The sequence below is a fragment of the Actinomycetospora sp. CA-084318 genome, from assembly GCF_050955885.1.
GTDB lineage: Bacteria > Actinomycetota > Actinomycetes > Mycobacteriales > Pseudonocardiaceae > Actinomycetospora.
This window is the reverse complement of record NZ_CP192098.1, coordinates 3347657-3368672: the sequence shown is the minus strand read 5'-3', so window position 1 is coordinate 3368672 and position 21016 is coordinate 3347657. Positions and strand designations below refer to the sequence as shown.

The window sequence follows — 21016 nt, the reverse complement described above, 5'->3', positions numbered from 1 at the left end:
CAGCGCCGGCTCCGTCGGGCGGGGCTGGGCGTCCTGGTGCCGACGGATCGGCCGGTCCTCGGCACGCGGGGTGCGCGTCCGGTCGTCGCCGCGCGGCGCGTCCCGCCGGTCACGCGGCGGACGTCCGTCACGGTCCCGCGGCGGGCCCTGTCGCCGATCGCCGCGGGGCGGACCGTCACGGCGGTCGCCGCGAGGCGGGCCATCACGGCGGTCGCCGCGGGGCGGACCGTCACGGCGGTCGCCGCGGGGAGGACCGTCACGCCGGTCGCCCCGGGGGCCGGACGGCCGTCGGTCCTGACCGGCTGTGTCCGACCGACGGGCTGCCTCGGTACGACGAGGACGGTCGTCGGTCTGGTCGCGGCGCGGCCCGCGGCCGTCGCGCGCGCCGGGGCCACGGTCGGGCCCGCCCGCACGGCGGGGACCGCCGTGACCGCCCTCGGACCGACCCGAGCGCTCGCCGCCCTCGCGACGACGGTCCTCCCACGGCCGCGAGGACCGGTCCGCGTCGGACCGACCGCGGTAGCCCCCGGATCGGTCCGGGCGGCCGCCGTCGCCGGCCCCGGACGGCGCGGACCGGTCGCCGTACGGACGTCCACCGGAGCGACGGTCGTCCCGACCCGAGGAGCCGTCGCGACCGCGCGGCTGGTCCTGACGGGGGCCGCCCCGCTCCGGGCGGGGTGAACGGCTGCGGTCGTCCGAGCGGCCTCCGCGGGTGCGGTCGCCGCCCTGGGCGGGCCGACCACGTCGATCGTCGGGTCGCCCACCACGACGATCCCCACCGGTGGGCCGGCCCCGGCCGCCCTCACGGGAGTCGTCGGACCGCCGCCGGTCCTCCGGAGCGGACGACGATCGGTCGCCCCGGCTGTCCTGCGGGTCCACGCTCACCGATCGGCCTCCTGACATGACGAAACGGGGCAGGACCGGATGGGTCCTACCCCGTGTCTGTCACGCGGACGAGGGGACGTCCGCGCCGTTCACTCTCGAAATATGAATCCACGAAGCGTGGGGGTGGTTGGGTGTTCCGGCGGTGTCCTACTCTCCCACGACCTGGCGGTCGCAGTACCATCGGCGCTGGAGGGCTTAGCTTCCGGGTTCGGGATGGGACCGGGCGTTTCCCCTCCGCTGTGGCCACCGGAACACCGAACCACCCCCACGTGTGGGGGGTTGGGGTGTGAAGTGGTGTGGACGCGAGCAGCAGTTCTGCTTGTGGTGTGTGTGCCCGTGCAGTGTCACCGGCCGGTCACCCGGGTGTGGGTGTTGGTGGTGTGTCGGGCAAGTCCTCGGCCTATTAGTACCAGTCCACTGCATACCTTGCGGTACTTCCATGTCTGGCCTATCAACCCACTGGTCTGGTGGGGGCCTTAACCCTCATAGGGGTGGGAGACCTCATCTTGGAACGGGCTTCCCGCTTAGATGCCTTCAGCGGTTATCCCTTCCGAACGTAGCCAACCAGCCGTGCCCCTGGCGGGACAACTGGCACACCAGAGGTTCGTCCGTCCCGGTCCTCTCGTACTAGGGACAGCCTTCCTCAAGTCTCCTGCGCGCGCGGCGGATAGGGACCGAACTGTCTCACGACGTTCTAAACCCAGCTCGCGTACCGCTTTAATGGGCGAACAGCCCAACCCTTGGGACCTACTCCAGCCCCAGGATGCGACGAGCCGACATCGAGGTGCCAAACCATGCCGTCGATATGGACTCTTGGGCAAGATCAGCCTGTTATCCCCGGGGTACCTTTTATCCGTTGAGCGACACCCCTTCCACCAGGAGGTGCCGGATCACTAGTCCCGACTTTCGTCCCTGCTCGACCCGTCGGTCTCACAGTCAAGCTCCCTTGTGCACTTGCACTCAACACCTGGTTGCCGACCAGGCTGAGGGAACCTTTGGGCGCCTCCGTTACCCTTTGGGAGGCAACCGCCCCAGTTAAACTACCCACCAGGCACTGTCCCTGGACCAGATCATGGCCCGAAGTTAGATGCCCAATTCGACCAGAGTGGTATTTCAACGGCGACTCCACCGCCACTGGCGTGGCCGCTTCACAGTCTCCCACCTATCCTACACAAGCCGAACCGAGCACCAATACCAAGCTGTAGTGAAGGTCCCGGGGTCTTTCCGTCCTGCCGCGCGTAACGAGCATCTTTACTCGTAGTGCAATTTCGCCGAGTCTGTGGTCGAGACAGCGGGGAAGTCGTTACTCCATTCGTGCAGGTCGGAACTTACCCGACAAGGAATTTCGCTACCTTAGGATGGTTATAGTTACCACCGCCGTTTACTGGCGCTTAAGTTCTCAGCTTCGGCCGTGAGGCCTAACCGGTCCCCTTAACGTTCCAGCACCGGGCAGGAGTCAGTCCGTATACATCGTCTTGCGACTTCGCACGGACCTGTGTTTTTAGTAAACAGTCGCTTCCCCCTGGTCTCTGCGACCCCACCGCCCTAGCCCGCAAGAGGCTTCAGGCACCAGGGTCCCCCTTCTCCCGAAGTTACGGGGGGATTTTGCCGAATTCCTTGACCACAGTTCGCTCGAACGCCTCGGTATTCTCTACCTGACCACCTGTGTTGGTTTGGGGTACGGGTCGCGTAGGAACTCGCTAGAGGCTTTTCTCGGCAGCATGGGATCACTCTGCTTCGCCTCAACGGCTATGCGTCACGTCTCAACCTTCATGGTGTACGGATTTGCCTATACACCGGCCTACACGCTTGCACCAGTACAACCACTCACTGGCGGAGCTGCCCTCCTGCGTCACCCCATCGCTTGGCTACTACCAGGCAGGATCCCGCGCTCCCCCGTTCGACTCCCGAAGGAGTCTGCGGGTTCGGGCGGTTAGCACACCTGGGCTCGCCATGGACGCGCCTACACGAGCACGGGAATATCAACCCGTTGTCCATCGACTACGCCTGTCGGCCTCGCCTTAGGTCCCGGCTCACCCTGGGCGGAAAAACCTGGCCCAGGAACCCTTGGTCATCCGGCGGCAGAGTTTCTCACTCTGCTGTCGCTACTCATGCCTGCATTCTCACTCACACGGGTTCCACAGCTGGATCACTCCGCCGCTTCACCACCCGCATGACGCTCCCCTACCCAGCACCACCACCGTTAGGTGTCCGTGGCGCTGCCGCGGCTTCGGCGGTGCGCTTGAGCCCCGCTACATTGTCGGCGCAGGACCACTTGACCAGTGAGCTATTACGCACTCTTTCAAGGGTGGCTGCTTCTAAGCCAACCTCCTGGTTGTCTGGGCGATCCCACATCCTTTCCCACTTAGCGCACGCTTAGGGGCCTTAGCCGGCGATCTGGGCTGTTTCCCTCTCGACTACGAAGCTTATCCCCCGCAGTCTCACTGCCGCGCTCGAGCTCACCGGCATTCGGAGTTTGGCTGACTTCAGTAAGCTTGTAGGCCCCCTAGGCCAACCAGTGCTCTACCTCCGGTGAGTAACACGCGACGCTGCACCTAAATGCATTTCGGGGAGAACCAGCTATCACGGAGTTTGATTGGCCTTTCACCCCTACCCACAGCTCATCCCCCAGGTTTTCAACCCTGGTGGGTTCGGGCCTCCACACCGTCTTACCGGCGCTTCACCCTGGCCATGGGTAGATCACCCCGCTTCGGGTCTAGAGCACGCGACTACAACGCCCTGTTCGGACTCGCTTTCGCTACGGCTTCCCCACACGGGTTAACCTCGCCACGTACCGCTAACTCGCAGGCTCATTCTTCAAAAGGCACGCCATCACCGGACGAATCCAGGCTCTGACGGCTTGTAGGCACACGGTTTCAGGTACTATTTCACTCCCCTCCCGGGGTACTTTTCACCTTTCCCTCACGGTACTTGTCCGCTATCGGTCATCAGGAAGTATTTAGGCTTACCGGGTGGTCCCGGCAGATTCACAGCGAATTCCACGGGCTCGCTGCTACTCGGGCACGCCACCACGCGATGATGAACAGTTTTCGTCTACGGGGGTCTCACCCTCTACGCCGACGCGTCCCAACGCCTTCGACTAACCATCCACCACCACGCCCAGGGTCAGCAGCCCCCGGACATGACGCCCCACAACACCCCACCAGCAACACCTGCCAGCTATCACACAAGCGGGGTTTAGCCTCTTCCGCTTTCGCTCGCCACTACTCACGGAATCACTTTTGTTTTCTCTTCCTGCGGGTACTGAGATGTTTCACTTCCCCGCGTTCCCTCCACCCGCCCTATACATTCAGGCGGGGGTGACAGCCCATGACGGCTGCCGGGTTACCCCATTCGGACACCCTCGGATCACAGCTCGGTTGACAACTCCCCGAGGACTATCGCGGCCTCCCACGTCCTTCATCGGCTCCTGATGCCCAGGCATCCACCGTGCGCCCTTGACAACTTGACCAACACACCAACAACAACCACACCCAACCCAGAAACCATTCACAAGCCGGGCATGACCGTCATCGGCACAACCAACACGGTCACAACACAGTCATCAAGCAAACTAAGATCAACCACAACACAACCACCCCAGGACCAAAGCCCGGAACGATTCCGTCGCGGCGACCAGGAAAAAAAGATGCTCGCGTCCACTGTCCACTTGACAAACCAACCCACAGACCACCACCACACCACCCCGCAACCGCAGGGAGCCGGCGATGACTGTCCAGAGAAAACACCAACCCCCACACCCAGTAGGTGTGAGGGCCGGCCGTCCTCTCAGGACCCAACAGTGTGCCGACGCCGCCACAACCTCCCGGACCGAAACCCAGGACACTGCGACACTCGTGTTCTGTTCCACATCAATCCAGTAAGCAACCACCCACCCCCTTTGAGCGGGGATGCGATGGCCCTCCGCCGGAACCCCGGTTCAGCCGCCACCCGAGAATGAGTGACCGTCACCGACCAGAACCCGACGTCCGAGGCAAATGCTCCTTAGAAAGGAGGTGATCCAGCCGCACCTTCCGGTACGGCTACCTTGTTACGACTTCGTCCCAATCGCCAGTCCCACCTTCGACCGCTCCCCCCACAAGGGTTGGGCCACGGGCTTCGGGTGTTACCGACTTTCGTGACGTGACGGGCGGTGTGTACAAGGCCCGGGAACGTATTCACCGCAGCGTTGCTGATCTGCGATTACTAGCGACTCCGACTTCACGGGGTCGAGTTGCAGACCCCGATCCGAACTGAGACCGGCTTTACGAGATTCGCTCCACCTCACGGCTTCGCAGCCCTCTGTACCGGCCATTGTAGCATGTGTGAAGCCCTGGACATAAGGGGCATGATGACTTGACGTCATCCCCACCTTCCTCCGAGTTGACCCCGGCAGTCTCCCATGAGTCCCCGGCATAACCCGCTGGCAACATGGGACAAGGGTTGCGCTCGTTGCGGGACTTAACCCAACATCTCACGACACGAGCTGACGACAGCCATGCACCACCTGCACACCAACCACAAGGGAGGACGTATCTCTACGCCTGTCTGGTGCATGTCAAACCCAGGTAAGGTTCTTCGCGTTGCATCGAATTAATCCACATGCTCCGCCGCTTGTGCGGGCCCCCGTCAATTCCTTTGAGTTTTAGCCTTGCGGCCGTACTCCCCAGGCGGGGCGCTTAATGCGTTAGCTGCGGCACGGAACCCGTGGAATGGACCCCACACCTAGCGCCCAACGTTTACGGCATGGACTACCAGGGTATCTAATCCTGTTCGCTACCCATGCTTTCGCTCCTCAGCGTCAGTATCGGCCCAGAGACCCGCCTTCGCCACCGGTGTTCCTCCTGATATCTGCGCATTTCACCGCTACACCAGGAATTCCAGTCTCCCCTGCCGAACTCAAGTGATGCCCGTATCGACCGCACGCCCAGAGTTAAGCCCCAGGTTTTCACGGCCGACGCGACACACCGCCTACGAGCTCTTTACGCCCAATAATTCCGGACAACGCTCGCACCCTACGTATTACCGCGGCTGCTGGCACGTAGTTGGCCGGTGCTTCTTCTCGACCTACCGTCAACCCACAGAAAGTGGGCCTTCGTCGATCGCGAAAGAGGTTTACAACCCGAAGGCCGTCATCCCCCACGCGGCGTTGCTGCGTCAGGCTTCCGCCCATTGCGCAAGATTCCCCACTGCTGCCTCCCGTAGGAGTCTGGGCCGTGTCTCAGTCCCAGTGTGGCCGATCACCCTCTCAGGCCGGCTATCCGTCGTCGCCTTGGTAGGCCATCACCCCACCAACAAGCTGATAGACCGCGGGCCCATCCCCCACCGACAAAACTTTCCACCACAAGACATGCATCCTGAGGTCATATCCGGTATTAGACCCAGTTTCCCAGGCTTATCCCAGAGTGGAGGGCAGGTCACCCACGTGTTACTCACCCGTTCGCCGCTCGTGTACCCCGAAGGGCCTTACCGCTCGACTTGCATGTGTTAAGCACGCCGCCAGCGTTCGTCCTGAGCCAGGATCAAACTCTCCAACAAAAAACGTTAGAGACCAATCAAGACCTCTGACAAAACTAGCTACTCAAAGAAACCCCAAAAAATTGGGGCCAGAACACAAAACGTCAGCACACTGTTGAGTTCTCAAAGGACGACCACACGAACCCGCAACCCCCGCAGCATGCGGGGCGCCGAGCCCGATGGCATCGAGTTTCACCCTACCAGACCGGCTGAAGGGCAACCTCTCGAACCTATCCCGCCTCCAGGCCCCGGGGCAACCCCCTCGTCCTGGCGACATGGAGAACAGTACACGCGCCGCGACGGGGCCGTTCGAGGGGGGGGTGCCTTTCGACGTTCCCGCTGGTCGGGCGGCGTCTCCCGCCCGACCCACGGTCGTCATCCGGCGGACACGAGCTCCACACCTGCCGTCGTGCGCTTGCCGCGGCGCACCACGAGCCACCGTCCGTGGAGCAGATCGGTGTCCGCCGGCGTCCAGTCCTCGGTCTCGACCTTGGCGTTGTTGACGTACGCGCCGCCCTCGGCGACCGTGCGCCGCGCCGCCCCGCGACCCGTCGCGAGCCCCGTGCCGACGAGCAGGTCGACGATCGTCGGGTTCGCACTGCGGGCGAGCGTCGTCGACGGCACCTCCGCCAGGGCGGCGGCGAGCGTCGCGGCGTCGAGCTCACGCAGCTCCCCGCGCCCGAACAGCGCCTGGCTGGCGGCCTGCACCCGGCCGACCTCCTCGGCCCCGTGCACCAGCGTCGTCACCGACTCCGCGAGGGCCCGCTGCGCGGCCCGCGCCTGCGGCTTCTCCACCGTGAGCCGCTCCAGCTCCTCGATCTCCTCGCGGGGCAACCACGTGAAGGCGCGGAGGTACTCCCCCACCTTGGCGTCCTCGGCGTTGATCCAGAACTGGTAGAAGGCGTACGGGCTCGTCAGGCCGGCGTCGAGCCAGACCGTGCCCGCCTCGGTCTTCCCGAACTTCGATCCGTCGGCCTTGGTGATCAGCGGCGTGCCCAGCGCGTGCACGGACCGACCCTCCACCCGATGGATGAGGTCGATCCCGGCCGTGAGGTTGCCCCACTGGTCGCTGCCCCCGGTCTGCATCGTGCAGCCGTAGCGGCGGTAGAGCTCGAGGAAGTCGTAGGACTGGAGGATCTGGTACGAGAACTCGGCGTAGCTGATGCCCTCGTCGGACTCCATGCGCCGGCTCACGGCCTCCTTCGCCAGCATGCGTCCGACCCGGAAGTGCTTCCCGAGGTCGCGCAGGAAGTCGAGGGCCGACACGCCCTCCGTCCAGTCCAGGTTATTGACGAGCAGGGCGGCGTGGTCGCCGGTGAAGTCCAGGAACGGCCGTAGCTGGGCACCGATCTTGTCGACCCAGCCGGCGACGACGTCGCGGTCGTTGAGGGTCCGCTCGGACGTCGGCTTCGGATCGCCGATCAGTCCGGTGGCGCCGCCGACCAGCGCGATCGGACGGTGTCCCGCCTGCTGGAAGCGCGCGAGGGTCAGCCACTGCAGGAGGTGACCGATGTGCGCGCTCGGGGCGGTGGGGTCGATCCCGGAGTAGAGGGTGACCGTCCCGGTGTCGAGATCGCGGCGCAGCGCGTCGAGGTCGGTGCTCTGGGCGATGAGGCCCCGCCAGGCGAGGTCGTCGAGGATGTGCGGTGCGGTCACGACCCCATTGTCCCCGGTGGGCCCTCCCTACCAGTCGGGACCGTCCGGCCGCGCGCGCCCGGCCTTGTACGGCGTGACGGCGGGCGACCCGGCGACCCACAGCCGCCACGGCCGTTGCTGGCCCGCCGCGACGCCGACCCGCGGGCCCGTGCGGACCGCCTCGTCGGGAACCGGTGTGCCGCGCTCGAGCCGGACGGGCGACACCGGGTCGAGGACGTCGACGCCGTTGTGCTCGCGCCCGAGGCCCAGCAACGTGCACAGCCGGGCCGGGCCGCGTGCGAGCTCGGCGTCGCGACCCCGGGCGGTCGGGCGCCGGACGTGCGCGAGGGCAGCGTCGGAGCGGAGCTCCCCCGCGCGCAGCAGCACCGCTCCGGGCCGCCCGTCCACGAGGGCGACGACGTTGGCGCAGAAGTGCATGCCGTAGACGAAGTAGACGTACAGGTGCCCGGCCGGTCCCCACATGACGTCGTTGCGCGGGGTGCGGCCCCGGTAGCAGTGCGACCCGGGATCGTCCTCCCCGCGGTACGCCTCGACCTCGACGATCCGGACGCGGACCTCGCCCTCCGGAACGTCGGCGACCAGCTCCGTGCCGAGCAGGTGCCGGGCCGCCTCGAGCGGGTCGACGGCGAGCTCGGCGCGGTCGAGCGGCGCGGACGTGCCCGTCACCGCCGGTCGATCGGCCGGGACGCCCAGGCGCGCGCCTCGATGACGGCTCCGACGATCCGGTCGTACTGCTCGGCGACCCGCTTCGGGGCGGTGCCCCCATGGGCGTCCCGGGAGGCGATCGAGCCCTCCACGGTCAGCACCGTGCGCACGTCGGGGGTCAACGCGGGATCGCACCCCGCCAGCTCGTCGTCGGTCAGCTCGTCGAGGCCCACCCCCCGGCCCTCCGCGACGCGGACGCAGGCCCCGGCCGCCTCGTGGGCGCGGCGGAACGGGACGCCCTGGCGGACCAGCCACTCCGCGATGTCGGTGGCGAGGCTGAACCCGGCCGGAGCCAGCTCGGCGAGCCGGTCGGTGTGCACGGTCAGCGTGCGGATCATCCCGGCCATCGCGGGCAGCACCATCGCGAGCTGTGCCGCCGAGTCGAACAGCGGTTCCTTGTCCTCCTGCAGGTCGCGGTTGTACGCGAGCGGGAGCGCCTTGAGCGTGGTCATCAGGCCGGCGAGGTTGCCCACGAGGCGGCCGGCCTTGCCGCGGGCGAGTTCCGCGACGTCCGGGTTCTTCTTCTGCGGCATGATCGACGAGCCGGTGGACCACGCGTCGTCGAGCGTGACGTAGCCGAACTCGGCGGTGGCCCAGAGGATGACCTCCTCCGCGATCCGCGAGAGGTCGACCGCCACCATCGCGAGGACGAAGGCCCCCTCGGCGGCGAGGTCGCGGGCGGCGGTGCCGTCGATGGAGTTGTCCACCGCGTCGCGGAACCCGAGGTCGCGGGCCACGGCCGCGGGGTCGAGTCCCAGGGAGGTCCCGGCGAGGGCGCCGGAGCCGTAGGGCGACAGCCCCAGCCGGCGGTCGAGGTCGCGGCAGCGCTCGACGTCGCGCAGGAGCGCCTGCGCGTGGGCGCCGAGGTGGTGGGCCAGCAGCACCGGCTGGGCGTGCTGCAGGTGCGTACGGCCCGGCATGACGGCCTCCGGGTGCGCCCGGCCCTGGCCGACGAGGGCGTCGAGGACGTCGCAGACCCCGCGGGCGAGCTCCCGGAGCCGGTCACGCAGCCACATGCGCAGCTGGGTGGCGATCTGGTCGTTGCGCGAGCGGCCGGCGCGCAACTTGCCGCCGAGCTCCGGGCCGACGCGCTCGATGAGTCCCCGCTCCAGCGCGGTGTGGACGTCCTCGTCGGCCTCGGCCGCGACGAAGGTCGCGTCGGCGACGTCGGCCTCGAGGCGCTCGAGGCCCTCGAGCATCCCGCGCAGCTCGTCGTCGTCGAGCAGCCCGGCGCCGTGCAGGACGCGGGCGTGCGCCCGGGAGCCCGCGATGTCGTAGGGGGCGAGGACCCAGTCGAAGTGGGTCGACTTGGACAGCGCCGCCATCACAGCGTCCGGTCCCGAGGAGAACCGTCCGCCCCAGAGGGCCGCCGAACCGCCGGTCGAGCTCCGCTGCGTTGCGTCTCCGCCCGATCCCGCCGTCACCCTGGTCCCTCTCCCTCGTCCTGGTGCAGCCGCGCCGTGCGCGGTGTGGTCCTCGTGGCCAGCCCGCGGAGGACCGCGGCCAGCTCGGCCCCGTCGAGCGGCTCCCGGGCGACGACCACCACCGTGTCGTCCCCGGCGATGGTGCCCACCACCTCCGCCAGCGCCGCCCGGTCGAGGGCGCTCGCCAGGTAGTGCGCCCCGCCCGGTGGCGTGCGCAGCACCGCGAGGTTGCCGGAGTGGTCGGCCGAGACCAGCAGCTCCGCGAGCAGCCGGGACAGTCTGTCGGTGCCTCCGGTGACGCCGCGCACCGGGCTCCCGTCGTCGGGGACGACATACCGGCCCGCTCCGCCGTCGGCGCCGCGGAGCTTGACCGCCCCGAGCTCGTCGAGATCCCGCGACAGCGTCGCCTGCGTGACGTCGATCCCCTCCCGGGCGAGCATGCCCGCGAGCTCGCCCTGGCTGTGCACCTCGACGGCGCTGATCAGCTCGACGATGCGCGCCTGGCGCGACGCCCGACTGCTCCCCGGACGCAGACGCTCGAGCCGTTCGCGGGCCGCCCGCGGATCGGGCCGTGCCCCCGGATCGGTGTCGAGCGCCTCGTCCGGCGGCGTCATCGCCCGAGCAGCCAGGTCAGCAGCGCCTTCTGGGCGTGCAGGCGGTTCTCGGCCTCGTCCCAGACCGCCGACGCCGGCCCGTCGAGCACCTCGGCGGTGATCTCGTCGCCGCGGTGCGCGGGCAGGCAGTGCAGGACGGTGGCGCCGGGAGCGGCCCGCGCCAGGAGTTCGCCGTCGATGCGGCACGGCCGGAACGGGGCGACCCGGTCCAGTCCGTCGTCCTCCTGGCCCATGGAGGTCCAGGTGTCGGTGACGAGGACGTCCGCCCCGGCCACGGCCTCGAGCGCGGCGGGCCGGCCGTCGACCGCCACCACGGCCGCGGAACCCCCGGTCTCCCGCGCCCGGGTCCGGGCGTCCTCGACGACGGCCGGGTCGGGCTGGAAGCCCTCGGGGGCCGCGACGCGGACGTGCATCCCGGCGGTGACGCCGCCGAGCAGGAGCGACTGCGCCATGTTGTTGGCGCCGTCGCCGAGGTAGGTCAGCGTCAGTCCGGCGGTGCGGCCGTGGCGTTCGACGACGGTCTGCAGGTCGGCGAGGACCTGGCAGGGGTGGAACCCGTCGGTGAGGGCGTTGACCACGGGGACGTCGGCGTGCTCGGCCATCTCGCGGATGCGCTCGTCCGCGCCGGTGCGCCACACGATGGCGTCGACGTAGCGGGAGAGCACGCGCGCGGTGTCGGCGATGGTCTCGCCGCGCCCGAACTGCGCGTCGCGGCCGTCGATCATGACGGGGGTGCCGCCGAGGGCCGCGATCCCCACCTGGAACGACACCCGGGTGCGGGTCGACGGCTTGTCGAAGATGACCGCGACCGCCCGCGGGCCCGCCAGCGGCCGGTGCCCGAACGGGTCGGCCTTGAGGGTGGCGGCGAGCTCGAGGACCTCGGCCTGCTCGGCGGGTGTCAGGTCGTCGTCGCGGAGCAGGTGCCGGGCGGGCCGCCCACCCCGGCGGGGCCCCGTGCCGTCGGGAGCCTGCAGGGACGCCGCGCTCACGACGTGCCCTCCGCCACGGCGGCCCCCTGGGACAGGATCCCGGGCAGTGCCGTGAGGAAGCCGTCGACCTGCTCGTCGGTCACGACGGCCGGCGGCGCCAGGCGCACGCGCCCGGGCACCGCCCCGTTGACCAGGAAGCCCGACTCCAGCGCCGCGGCCGTCACCTGGGGCGAGGCCGGCGCGGTGAGGGCCACCCCGACCAGGAGCCCCGCCGCGTCGACGTGGTCGACGAGCGGGTGGTCGAGGCCCTCGATCCGCGCGCCGAGGTCCTTGCCGAGGGTGTCCGCGCGGTCGAGCAGGCCCTCCGCGACGATCGTGTCGAGCACCGCGAGCGCCGCCGCGCAGCAGACCGGGTTGCCGCCGAAGGTGGTGCCGTGCTGGCCCGCCCCGAGCAGCTCGGCGGCCGGACCGATGCCGATGCAGGACCCGAGCGGCAGACCACCGCCGAGGCCCTTGGCCAGGGTGACGACGTCGGGCACGATGCCCGCGCGTTGATGGGCGAACCAGACACCGGTGCGGCCGATCCCGGTCTGGACCTCGTCGATCACGAGCAGGGCGCCCGTCGCGGACGTGATCTCGCGGGCCGCCTGCAGGTAGCCCTCGGGCGGGATGATCACCCCGGCCTCGCCCTGGATCGGCTCGAGCACCACCGCGGCCGTGTCGGAGTCGACCGCCGCCCGCAGGGCCTCGACGTCGCCGTAGGGCACGAACTCCACCCCGGGCGGCATCGGCTGGAACGGCTCCCGCTTCGCGGGCTGCCCGGTGAGGGCGAGCGCCCCCATCGTGCGTCCGTGGAAGCCGCCCTCCGCGGAGACGATCTTCCGGCGGCCGGTGCGACGGGCGATCTTGAAGGCCGCCTCGTTGGCCTCGGCGCCGGAGTTGCACATGAGCACCCGGCCGTCCGGGACGCCGAGCAGGGACAGCAGCCGCTCGGCGAGCTCGACGGTCAGCGGGTTGATCACGAGGTTCGAGGTGTGCCCGAGCGTCGCGACCTGGCGGCTCACGGCCTCGACCACGGCCGGGTGCGCGTGGCCGAGCAGGTTGACGGCGATGCCGCCCAGCAGGTCGAGGTACTCGCGACCGTCGGCGTCCCAGACGCGGGCGCCCTCGCCGCGCACGAGGCTGATCGGCGGGGTGCCGTAGTTGCCCATCATGGTGTCGACCCAGCGACGACGGAGGTCCTCACCGGTCGGTGCAGCGTGGGTCATGCGGGGGGACCTCCTCCGGGGGATGCGGGAGCGGGGACCACCATGGTCCCGACGCCCGTGCTGGTGAACACCTCGAGCAGCACCGAGTGGGCCACCCGTCCGTCGATGACGTGGGCGCGCGGGACGCCGCCCTCGACCGCCCGCAGGCAGGCCTCCATCTTCGGGATCATGCCGCTGGAGAGATCGGGCAGGAGCTCGGCGAGCTCGGTCGCGTCGATCTCCGAGCGGAGGCTGGAACGGTCGGGCCAGTCGGTGTAGAGCCCCTCGACGTCGGTGAGGACGACGAGCTTGCGAGCACCGAGCGCGACCGCGAGGGCACCGGCGGCGGTGTCGGCGTTGACGTTGTGCACCACACCGTCGACGTCGGGGGCCACCGTGGAGATGACCGGGATGCGGCCACCCGCGACGAGGTCGAGCACCGCGGCCGGGTTGACCTCGACGACGTCGCCGACCAGCCCGACGTCGACCTGCTCGCCGTCGACCGAGGCGGTGCGGCGGGCGGCGGTGAACAGCCGCGCGTCCTCCCCGGACATGCCGACCGCGAGCGGGCCGTGGGCGTTCACCAGGCCGACGAGCTCACGGCCGACCTGGCCGACGAGCACCATCCGCACCACGTCCATCGTCTCGGGCGTGGTGACCCGCAGGCCGCCGCGGAACTCCCCGGACATCCCGAGCCGGTCGAGCATCGCGGTGATCTGCGGGCCGCCGCCGTGGACGACGACCGGTCGGATGCCGGCCAGGCGCAGGAACACCATGTCCTCGGCGAAGGCGCGGCGCAGCTCGTCGTCGACCATGGCGTTGCCGCCGTACTTGACGACGACGATCGCGTCCTGGAACTCCCGCAGCCAGGGCAGGGCCTCCGCGAGCACCGCCGCCTTGGCCTGCGCGTCCTCGTGCACGGTGCTGGTCATGTGGAGTAGGCGCTGTTCTCTTCGACGTAGGCGTGGGAGAGGTCGGTGGTCAGCACGGTCGCGGTGCCGGCGGCGAGACCGAGGTCGACCTCGACGGTGACGTCGCGGCCGGACAGGTCGGCCTTCGAGCGGTCGCCCACCGCGGCCGCGGCGGCGCACAGCAGGACGCCGTTCACGGTCACCGACAGGGTCTCCGGCTCCACCCGGGCCTCGCTGGCACCGATGGCGGCCGCGATCCGGCCCCAGTTCGGGTCGGACCCGAACAGCGCCGTCTTGACCAGGCTGTCGCGGGCGACGGCGCGGGCCCCGACGAGCGCCTCCGCGTCGGAGGACGCCCCGGTGACGGTGACGACGATGCGCTTGGTGACGCCCTCCGCGTCGGCCTGCAGGCCCCGGGCGAGCTCGGCGCACACCTCGCGCAGCTCGTCGGCGAACGCCGTGGCGTCCGGAGTGATCCCGGAGGCGCCGGACGCCAGGAGCAGCACGGTGTCGTTGGTGCTGGTGGAGCCGTCGATGTCCAGCCGGTCGAACGTCGTCGACGTGGCGGCCCGCAACGCGGCGTCGGCGGTCTCCGCGTCGAGGACGGCGTCGGTGGTGACGACGACGAGCATCGTCGCGAGGCTGGGCGCCATCATCCCGGCGCCCTTGGCGAAGCCGCCGACGGTCCAGCCGTCGCGGGAGCGGGCGGCCTGCTTGTCGACGGTGTCGGTGGTGAGCACCGCGGTGGCCGCGCGGGCACCGGCGGCGGCGTCGGCGGCGAGCTCCCCGGCCGCCTCGTCGACCCCGGTGACCAGGGACGCGATCGGCAGCCGTTCCCCGATCAGCCCGGTGGAGCAGACGGCCACCTCGATCGCGCCGCAGCCGAGCACCTCGGCCACCTTCTCGGCGGTGCGGTGGGTGTCGCCGAACCCGTCGGGGCCCGTGCAGGCGTTGGCGCCCCCGGAGTTGAGGACGACCGCGCGCAGGGCGTGCTCGCGCAGCACCTGCTGCGACCACAGCACCGGGGCGGCCTTGACCTGGTTGCGGGTGAACACGCCCGCCGCCACGGTGGACGGGCCGTCGTTGACCACGAGCGCGAGATCGGGGCGGTCGCCGTGGGCCCGGAGGCCGGCGCGGACGCCGGCGGCGCGGAACCCGGCGGCGGCGGTGACGCTCACGGCGTCCTCCTGGTGATCGGTCGGGTCGGGGCGGGCGGGACGGATGTGAACGGCGGGGTCACGGGGCGAGCCCGGCGACGGGGAGGCCGAGGGTCTCGGGGAGCCCGAGGGCCACGTTGACCGACTGGAAGGCGCCGCCGGCGGTGCCCTTGGTGAGGTTGTCGATCACGGCGGTGGCGACGAGCCGACCGGCGTCGAGGTCGACCTCGACCTGCACCTGGACGGCGTTCGAGCCCACCACGCTCTTGGTGGCGGGCTGGACGCCCTCGGGGAGCAGGTGGACGAAGGGCTCGTCGTCGTAGGCCTTGGCGTACACCCGGCGTGCCTCGGCGGCGTCGATCGCGGGGTCGGCCAGCGGGGCGCTGACGACGGCGAGGATGCCGCGGGGCATCGGGGCCAGCACCGGGGTGAACGAGACCCGGACCGCGCCCGCCCCCAGGTCGGAGAGGTTCTGCACGATCTCGGGGGTGTGCCGGTGGGCGCCGCCGACGCCGTAGGCGGTGGCCGAGCCCATGACCTCGGACCCGAGGAGGTGGGCCTTGGCCGCGCGCCCCGCCCCGGAGGTGCCGGAGAAGGCGACGACGCTGATCTCCGGCGCCACGATCCCGCCGGCGACGGCGGGCAGGGCGGCGAGCGTGGCCGTCGTCGGGTAGCACCCGGGCACGGCCACGCGGCGGCTGCCGCGCAGCTGCTCGCGGGCGCCGGGCAGCTCGGGCAACCCGTAGGGCCAGTGCCCGGCGTGCTCCCCGCCGTACCAGCGCTCCCAGGCCGCCGGGTTCCGCAGCCGGTGGTCCGCCCCGCAGTCGACCACCAGGACGTCGTCGGGCAGCTGGGCGGCGAGCTCCGCGGACCGCCCGTGCGGCAGGGCCAGGAACACCACGTCGTGGCCCGCGAGGGCGTCGACCGTGGTGGCCACGATCGGCCGGTCGGCCAGGGGGGTGAGGTGCGGCTGGTGGGCGCCGAGGAGACTGCCCGCGGAGTCCCCCGCGGTCAGCGCGCCGACCTCCACCTCGGGATGGCCCAGCGCGAGCCGCAGGAGCTCACCTCCGACGTAGCCGCTGGCTCCGGCCACCGCGATCCGCATGCGTATGACTATGCACGATCACGGAATTCCATGCAACGGCTCAGCGGAAGTCGTGCCGCCCCCGGCTGAGCCACGTGATCGCCGGTTGGTCGCCGGTCGCGGGTGCCCGCCCCGCCGCCGGCGCACCCGCCCGCACCGCGGTGGGCAGCGACGGGTGCGGCTCCCGCAGCGTCGGACCGTCGATCACGGCCGGATCGACGACGGTGCGCCCCGCGGGCGCCGGGCCCGCGGACGGCGCCGCGGGGGCGGGACCGGCGGCCGGGACGGCCGGGACGGCCGGATCCGCGTCGCCGCGACGCGGCGAGGGCGCCACGGCGCCCGCCGCCACCGGGTCCCGCCCCAGGACGGCGGCCGCGATCCAGTCGAGGACGATGCGCGCCCTGCGCTCCGCCGTGGGCATGGCCCACAGGTGATAGGCGCGGTGCAGGGCGTAGGCGGGCCAGCCCATCAGACGCACCCCGCGGATCTCGGCGACGCCGCGCCGGCGTCCGAGCCCGGCGACCACGCCGGCCGAGGCGTGCTGGTAGGGCTGCAGCGGACGGCCGCCGAGGTGCGCGACGACGTTGCCGGCGAGCACCCGGGCCTGGCGGACGGCGTGCTGGGCGGTCGGCGCGGTGAGGACCTTCGGGTCCTCGTCGGCGAGCAGGGCACCGCGGGCGAGGTCCGGGACGGCCGCGCCGTCGCCCGCCGCGAACACGTGCTGCCGGCCGACGACCTGCAGCATCGCGGTGCACCGCACCTTGCCGGTGCGCTCGAGGGGCAGGTCGGTCCGCTCGAGCAGCGGGTGCGGGCGCGTCCCGGCGGCCACGACGACCGTGTCGGTCGGCACCCGGGTGCCGTCGGCGAGCCGGACGACGCCGTCCTCGGCCGACACCAGGCCCGCCCCGACGCGGACCTCGATGCCGCGGCGGGCGAGCTTGCCGTGGACGCGGGCCGCGGTCGGCTCGCTGACCTCGGGCATGATCCGGCGCGCCGCCTCGACGAGCACCCAGCGCATCTCGTCGCGGTCCACCCCGACCTGGCGTCCGGCCCGGCGGGCGAGGTCCTCCAGCTCGCCGAGCGCCTCGACTCCCGCGAAGCCGCCCCCGACGACGACGAAGGTGAGCAGGCGCGCCCGCCGCTCGGCCTCGGCCGCCGTGGACGGCACGACCGACGCCGCGGCGTCGAGCCGGGACAGCACGTGGTCGCGCAGCGCGGCGGCGTCGCCGACGGTGCGGAAGGTGTGCGCGCACTCGGCGAGCCCGGGCACCGGGAGCTCCCGCGCCACCGCGCCCGGGGCGACCACGAGGACGTCGTAGGGGATCTCCGTGGAGAGCCCGTCGGGCAGGGTGACCACGGCCCGACGGCGGGCGTCGTCGATCGCGACGACGGACCCCGTCACGACGTCGCAGCGGTCGAGCACCCGACGCAGCGACACCGTGAGGTGCCGCGGCGCGATCGAGCCGCCGGCCGCCTCCGGCAGGAACGGCTGGTAGGTCATGTGCGGCTGCGGGTCGACCACGGTGACCGAGCCGACCGGCGTCGACGCGCGGTCCCGGGCGCCGCGGCGACGGCCGCGGTGGCGCCCGTCGCCGGACTGCCCGAGGCGGGCCTGCAGCGCCCGGGCCGCCACGAGGCCGACGTAGCCTCCCCCGACGACGAGGACGCGCGCGCCGGGCACGAACGTGCCGGTGTCCGGGACGGGTCCGGCCGCGGGAACGTGCAGGATCGTGCCGCCCGCCAGCGCCGCGCCGCCCGCCAGCGCGACCACGGCGAGGCCGGCCGCGACCCACCAGCCGACGAGACCGCCCGCCCAGAGCCCGAGGACGACCGCGGGCGCGGCGAGGACGCCGAGCGCGGCGAGCACCCGCGCCGCCGTGCGCGGACGGCGGCCGGTCGGGGACCACTGGGACGGGACGTCGGGCGTCCCCGGGTACTGCGGCATCGCGGGCTCCTGTCGGGGCAGGACGGTGGTTCGTGGTCCACCGACCGGGCGGGCCCGGGGGGAGCCGGTGGACGGCTGCTCACGCTAGGCACACGCCCGGCTGCGGAGCGCGGACCTGAGAGCACCGCCGGGCGGCACCGCCCGACGCCGCCCGCCCGGCGCTCAACTGCGTCCGATTGCTCTAGCTGGAGCAGCCCGGTGCAGCGAACGCGGCCGACCCCTCTCAGGAACCGCCGTCGGTCCACGCCGGACCGTCGGCCGCACCCAGCAGCGCGTCGCGGAGATCCCGCTTGAGGACCTTGCCCGCCGCCGACACGGGCAGTGTGTCCACCACGAAGATCCGGCGCAGCCGTTCGTAGTGTCGGACGGCGCCGTTGATCGCCGCCGCCACCTCGGCGACCACGGCGGGACCCGATCCGGCCGACAGCACCACGGCCGCCGTCGGGACCTCCCCCACCGCCTCGTCGGGCAGCCCGACCACCGCCGCGGTCAGGATCTCCGGGCGGGCGACGAGGCGCTCCTCGAGCTCCCGCGGATACACGTTGAAGCCCTTGAACAGCAGCATGTCCTTGACCCGGTCGACCACCGAGACGAGCCCGTCGTCGTCGACGATCCCGATGTCGCCGGTCCGCAGCCAGCCGTCGACCAGCGTCTCGGCCGTCTCGTCGGGCCGTTCGTGGTAGCACCGCATCACCTGCGGGCCACGGGCCCAGATCTCGCCGCGCTCCCCGACCCCGACCGGCGCGTCCCCCGGCCGCCCGGTCCCGACCTCGAGCAGGACGAGCTCGGTGTCGGCGATCGGCACGCCGACCGTGCCGATCCGCCGGTGCGCGGAGCGTGCGGACGGCGAGGTGCAGAGCGCCATCGTCGCCTCGGTGAGGCCGTAGCCCTCGAGGACGATGGCGGCGGGCATCAGCGCCGCGATGCGCTCGGCCTGGGCCACCGCCATCGGGCTCGCGCCCGAGGTCACCGAGCGGACGCTGGACAGGTCGCGGGTCCGCGCGTCGGGGTGGGCGAGCAGCGCGTGGTACATCGCGGGCGCCCCGGACAGGGTGGTCGCGCGGTGGCGCTCGACGTCGGCGAGGTAGGCGGCCGGGTCGAACCGGTCCTGGACGATCGCGGTGGTCCCGGTGACGAGCCCGATGGTGAGGCCGTTCGTTCCCATCGCGTGGAACCACGGCGCGACGGCGATCGAGACGCCCTCGCCGAGCCGCGTCGGGTGTTCCTCCGGCGGGGAGGTCTGCTCCACGGTGATCCCGCCGTGGACGTCGGGGACGGGCACGGCGCCGGAGCCCGACGCGGTGTACTGCAGGACGTTGGCGACCACGTTGGCGTGGGTCAGCTCGACGCCCTTCGAGCGCCCGGTGGTGCCGCCGGTGTAGGCGAGGTGGGCCAGTGCCACCGTCGGGTCGATCTCGAGGTCCGGCGGCCCGTCCGCCGGTTCGACCTCGAGGTCGAGCCGGCGACCGTCGGTGCCGATGACGTTCGGCAGGGTGGTGTCCCGGCTGACGACGGCGACGACGCCCGCGTCGTCGAGCTGGGCCCGCAGCAGCTCCGGCGGCAGCACCGGGCTCGTGAGCGCCACCGTGGCCCCGGCCAGCAGGATCCCGTGGTAGGCGACGGGCCAGACCAGCGAGTTCGGCAGGTGCAGGCCCACGGCGTCGCCGGGCCGGATGCCGCGCGCGACGAGCGCGTGGGCGACCTCGCAGGCCTCGGTCCACAGCGCCCGGAAGGTCAGCACGTCGTCGTGGTGGACGAGGGCGGCGCGGTCGCCGTAGCGCCGGGCGGCGCCGTCGAGCAGGGCCCCGACGGGGACCGCGGGGAGGTCGAGGGAGATCGGGGAGCGCAGCGTCGAGCCCGTCGTCATGACCGGGGAGTCTGCTCCTCCACGGAGTGGATTTCCTGGCACCGGACGCAAGCAATGACGCTCTGCTGGCACCAGGAGGGGCTCAGAACAGGTCCCGCTCCACCCGCCGGTTGCGCCCGGTGCCCGCCCAGGCCCAGGTCCCGACGATCCGGCCGTCGCGCACGACCGTCGGGCGGAAGACGCCGTTCGCGCCGGGCACGATCCGGTCGGCGTGCTCCGGGTCGAGCACGGCGCTGCGGTCGGCGTAGCCCAGCACGAACTCGTCGAAGCCGGGCAGCAGCAGCTCGTCGGGGACCTCCGCGGCGGCGAGCCGGTCCGGGGTCCCCGGGTCGTGGAGCAGGCCGTCGGTCTCGACGAGGTCGTCCCGCGCGCCCTCGATCGCGAGGGTGACGTCCGCGGCCGGGATCCCGGTCCACCGCGCGAAGTCCGCGCGGGCGGCGGGCCCGTGGGAGCGGAAGTAGCGGCGCGCCCACTCGGCGAGGGCCTCGTCGCGGGTGAGTCGTCGCGGCTGCGGCACCCACTCGTCCAGCAGCACGAACGCCTGCTCCTTGGCCGTGGCGAACGGCCCCTGGACGAGCAGGCCGCGCTGGCAGAGCACGCTCAGGGCGTGGTAGGCGCGGGACGAGGTGAGGTCGAGCCCGGCCTCGGCCCAGCACGTGCTGAGCTCGGCCCGGGTGCGCCGGCCGCCGCCGCGCAGGACCTCGGCCGCGACCTCCCCCGCGCGCTCCAGGGTGTCCTCGGCCAGTCCGAGACCGGCTCGGCGCTTCGCGGCCGCGGCGAGCGGCCGGGGGGTGCCCAGCGGCAGCATCCACGCGAGGTCCTCCGCGGCGACGACGTGCAGCGTGCCGCGCATCGGCCAGGAGCGGACGAGCGACCCGTCGTCGAACCCGCGCCGGACCTCGTCGACGTCCCCCGCGGTCGTCCGCAACGCGATCGAGGAGAGGACCCCCGGCAGGTCCTGGCCCTGCGCGCACCCGAGCCACGCCACGGCCTCGGCGGGCGTGGCGGCACGCTCCCCCACCAGGCGCAGCGCGGCGAGCCGCAGTCGACCGACCTCGTTCACAGCAGCGCATTG

At 71.4% G+C, this 21016-nt stretch carries 13 protein-coding genes and 3 rRNA genes; 1 reads left to right on the top strand and 15 read right to left on the bottom strand.

The features are described from left to right. The first annotated feature begins 36 nt into the window (after positions 1 to 36). Complete coding sequence (locus tag ACQPYX_RS16435) at positions 37 to 681, top strand: hypothetical protein (RefSeq protein WP_433798396.1); 645 nt, start codon at positions 37 to 39, stop codon at positions 679 to 681. A gap of 338 nt (positions 682 to 1019) precedes the next feature. On the opposite strand, the gene rrf is transcribed toward ACQPYX_RS16435, so the two are convergent. The 15 genes from rrf to ACQPYX_RS16360 all read right to left on the bottom strand — a co-directional run bounded on the left by rrf (position 1020) and on the right by ACQPYX_RS16360 (position 21004). Further along, positions 1020 to 1136: ribosomal RNA gene (rrf, locus tag ACQPYX_RS16430) — 5S ribosomal RNA — on the bottom strand. Positions 1137 to 1268: 132 nt separating this feature from the next. Next, positions 1269 to 4357 (bottom strand): 23S ribosomal RNA (locus ACQPYX_RS16425). A 537-nt stretch (positions 4358 to 4894) separates the two neighbouring features. Continuing rightward, positions 4895 to 6423: ribosomal RNA gene (locus ACQPYX_RS16420) — 16S ribosomal RNA — on the bottom strand. Together the 16S, 23S and 5S rRNA genes form the textbook arrangement of a ribosomal RNA operon. A gap of 354 nt (positions 6424 to 6777) precedes the next feature. Further along, complete coding sequence (gene tyrS / locus ACQPYX_RS16415) at positions 6778 to 8058, bottom strand: tyrosine--tRNA ligase (RefSeq protein ID WP_433798395.1); 1281 nt, start codon at positions 8056 to 8058, stop codon at positions 6778 to 6780. A 27-nt stretch (positions 8059 to 8085) separates the two neighbouring features. Then, the gene (locus tag ACQPYX_RS16410; protein ID WP_433798394.1) at positions 8086 to 8724 is read right to left on the bottom strand and encodes a DNA-3-methyladenine glycosylase; all 639 of its coding nucleotides are present in this window, start codon (positions 8722 to 8724) and stop codon (positions 8086 to 8088) included. Beyond that, entirely contained in the window at positions 8721 to 10187 is a 1467-nt protein-coding gene (gene argH / locus ACQPYX_RS16405; protein ID WP_433798393.1) for an argininosuccinate lyase, read from the bottom strand. The genes ACQPYX_RS16410 and argH overlap by 4 nt, the downstream gene beginning before the upstream one ends. Continuing rightward, on the bottom strand, positions 10184 to 10801 hold the full coding sequence (locus ACQPYX_RS16400; RefSeq protein WP_433798392.1) for an arginine repressor: 618 nt from the start codon (positions 10799 to 10801) through the stop codon (positions 10184 to 10186). The genes argH and ACQPYX_RS16400 overlap by 4 nt, the downstream gene beginning before the upstream one ends. Then, entirely contained in the window at positions 10798 to 11775 is a 978-nt protein-coding gene (gene argF, locus ACQPYX_RS16395; protein ID WP_433803736.1) for an ornithine carbamoyltransferase, read from the bottom strand. The genes ACQPYX_RS16400 and argF overlap by 4 nt, the downstream gene beginning before the upstream one ends. An 11-nt stretch (positions 11776 to 11786) precedes the next feature. Then, positions 11787 to 12998, bottom strand: coding sequence for an acetylornithine transaminase (locus ACQPYX_RS16390; RefSeq protein WP_433798391.1), 1212 nt, complete (start codon positions 12996 to 12998; stop codon positions 11787 to 11789). Then, the gene (argB, locus tag ACQPYX_RS16385; RefSeq protein ID WP_433798390.1) at positions 12995 to 13909 is read right to left on the bottom strand and encodes an acetylglutamate kinase; all 915 of its coding nucleotides are present in this window, start codon (positions 13907 to 13909) and stop codon (positions 12995 to 12997) included. The genes ACQPYX_RS16390 and argB overlap by 4 nt, the downstream gene beginning before the upstream one ends. Continuing rightward, on the bottom strand, positions 13906 to 15066 hold the full coding sequence (gene argJ, locus ACQPYX_RS16380; protein ID WP_433798389.1) for a bifunctional glutamate N-acetyltransferase/amino-acid acetyltransferase ArgJ: 1161 nt from the start codon (positions 15064 to 15066) through the stop codon (positions 13906 to 13908). Before argJ ends, argB begins: the two co-directional genes overlap by 4 nt. Positions 15067 to 15124: 58 nt before the next feature. Further along, positions 15125 to 16156: an N-acetyl-gamma-glutamyl-phosphate reductase gene (argC, locus tag ACQPYX_RS16375; protein ID WP_433803735.1), complete on the bottom strand. Its 1032-nt coding sequence runs from the start codon at positions 16154 to 16156 to the stop codon at positions 15125 to 15127. A gap of 34 nt (positions 16157 to 16190) precedes the next feature. Next, positions 16191 to 18074: an NAD(P)/FAD-dependent oxidoreductase gene (locus ACQPYX_RS16370; RefSeq protein ID WP_433798388.1), complete on the bottom strand. Its 1884-nt coding sequence runs from the start codon at positions 18072 to 18074 to the stop codon at positions 16191 to 16193. Between the two features lie 223 nt (positions 18075 to 18297). Continuing rightward, positions 18298 to 19941, bottom strand: coding sequence for a class I adenylate-forming enzyme family protein (locus tag ACQPYX_RS16365; RefSeq protein ID WP_433798387.1), 1644 nt, complete (start codon positions 19939 to 19941; stop codon positions 18298 to 18300). An 82-nt stretch (positions 19942 to 20023) separates the two neighbouring features. Beyond that, positions 20024 to 21004: a winged helix DNA-binding domain-containing protein gene (locus ACQPYX_RS16360; protein ID WP_433798386.1), complete on the bottom strand. Its 981-nt coding sequence runs from the start codon at positions 21002 to 21004 to the stop codon at positions 20024 to 20026. Positions 21005 to 21016: the final 12 nt, after the last annotated feature.

Excerpts from the sequence above, each read along its gene's own strand:
- argB (WP_433798390.1), bottom strand. The coding sequence starts at position 13,909 with ATGACCAGCACCGTGCACGAGGACGCGCAGGCCAAGGCGGCGGTGCTC.
- ACQPYX_RS16390 (WP_433798391.1), bottom strand. The coding sequence starts at position 12,998 with ATGACCCACGCTGCACCGACCGGTGAGGACCTCCGTCGTCGCTGGGTC.
- ACQPYX_RS16365 (WP_433798387.1), bottom strand. The coding sequence starts at position 19,941 with ATGACGACGGGCTCGACGCTGCGCTCCCCGATCTCCCTCGACCTCCCC.
- ACQPYX_RS16400 (WP_433798392.1), bottom strand. The coding sequence starts at position 10,801 with ATGACGCCGCCGGACGAGGCGCTCGACACCGATCCGGGGGCACGGCCC.
- ACQPYX_RS16370 (WP_433798388.1), bottom strand. The coding sequence starts at position 18,074 with ATGCCGCAGTACCCGGGGACGCCCGACGTCCCGTCCCAGTGGTCCCCG.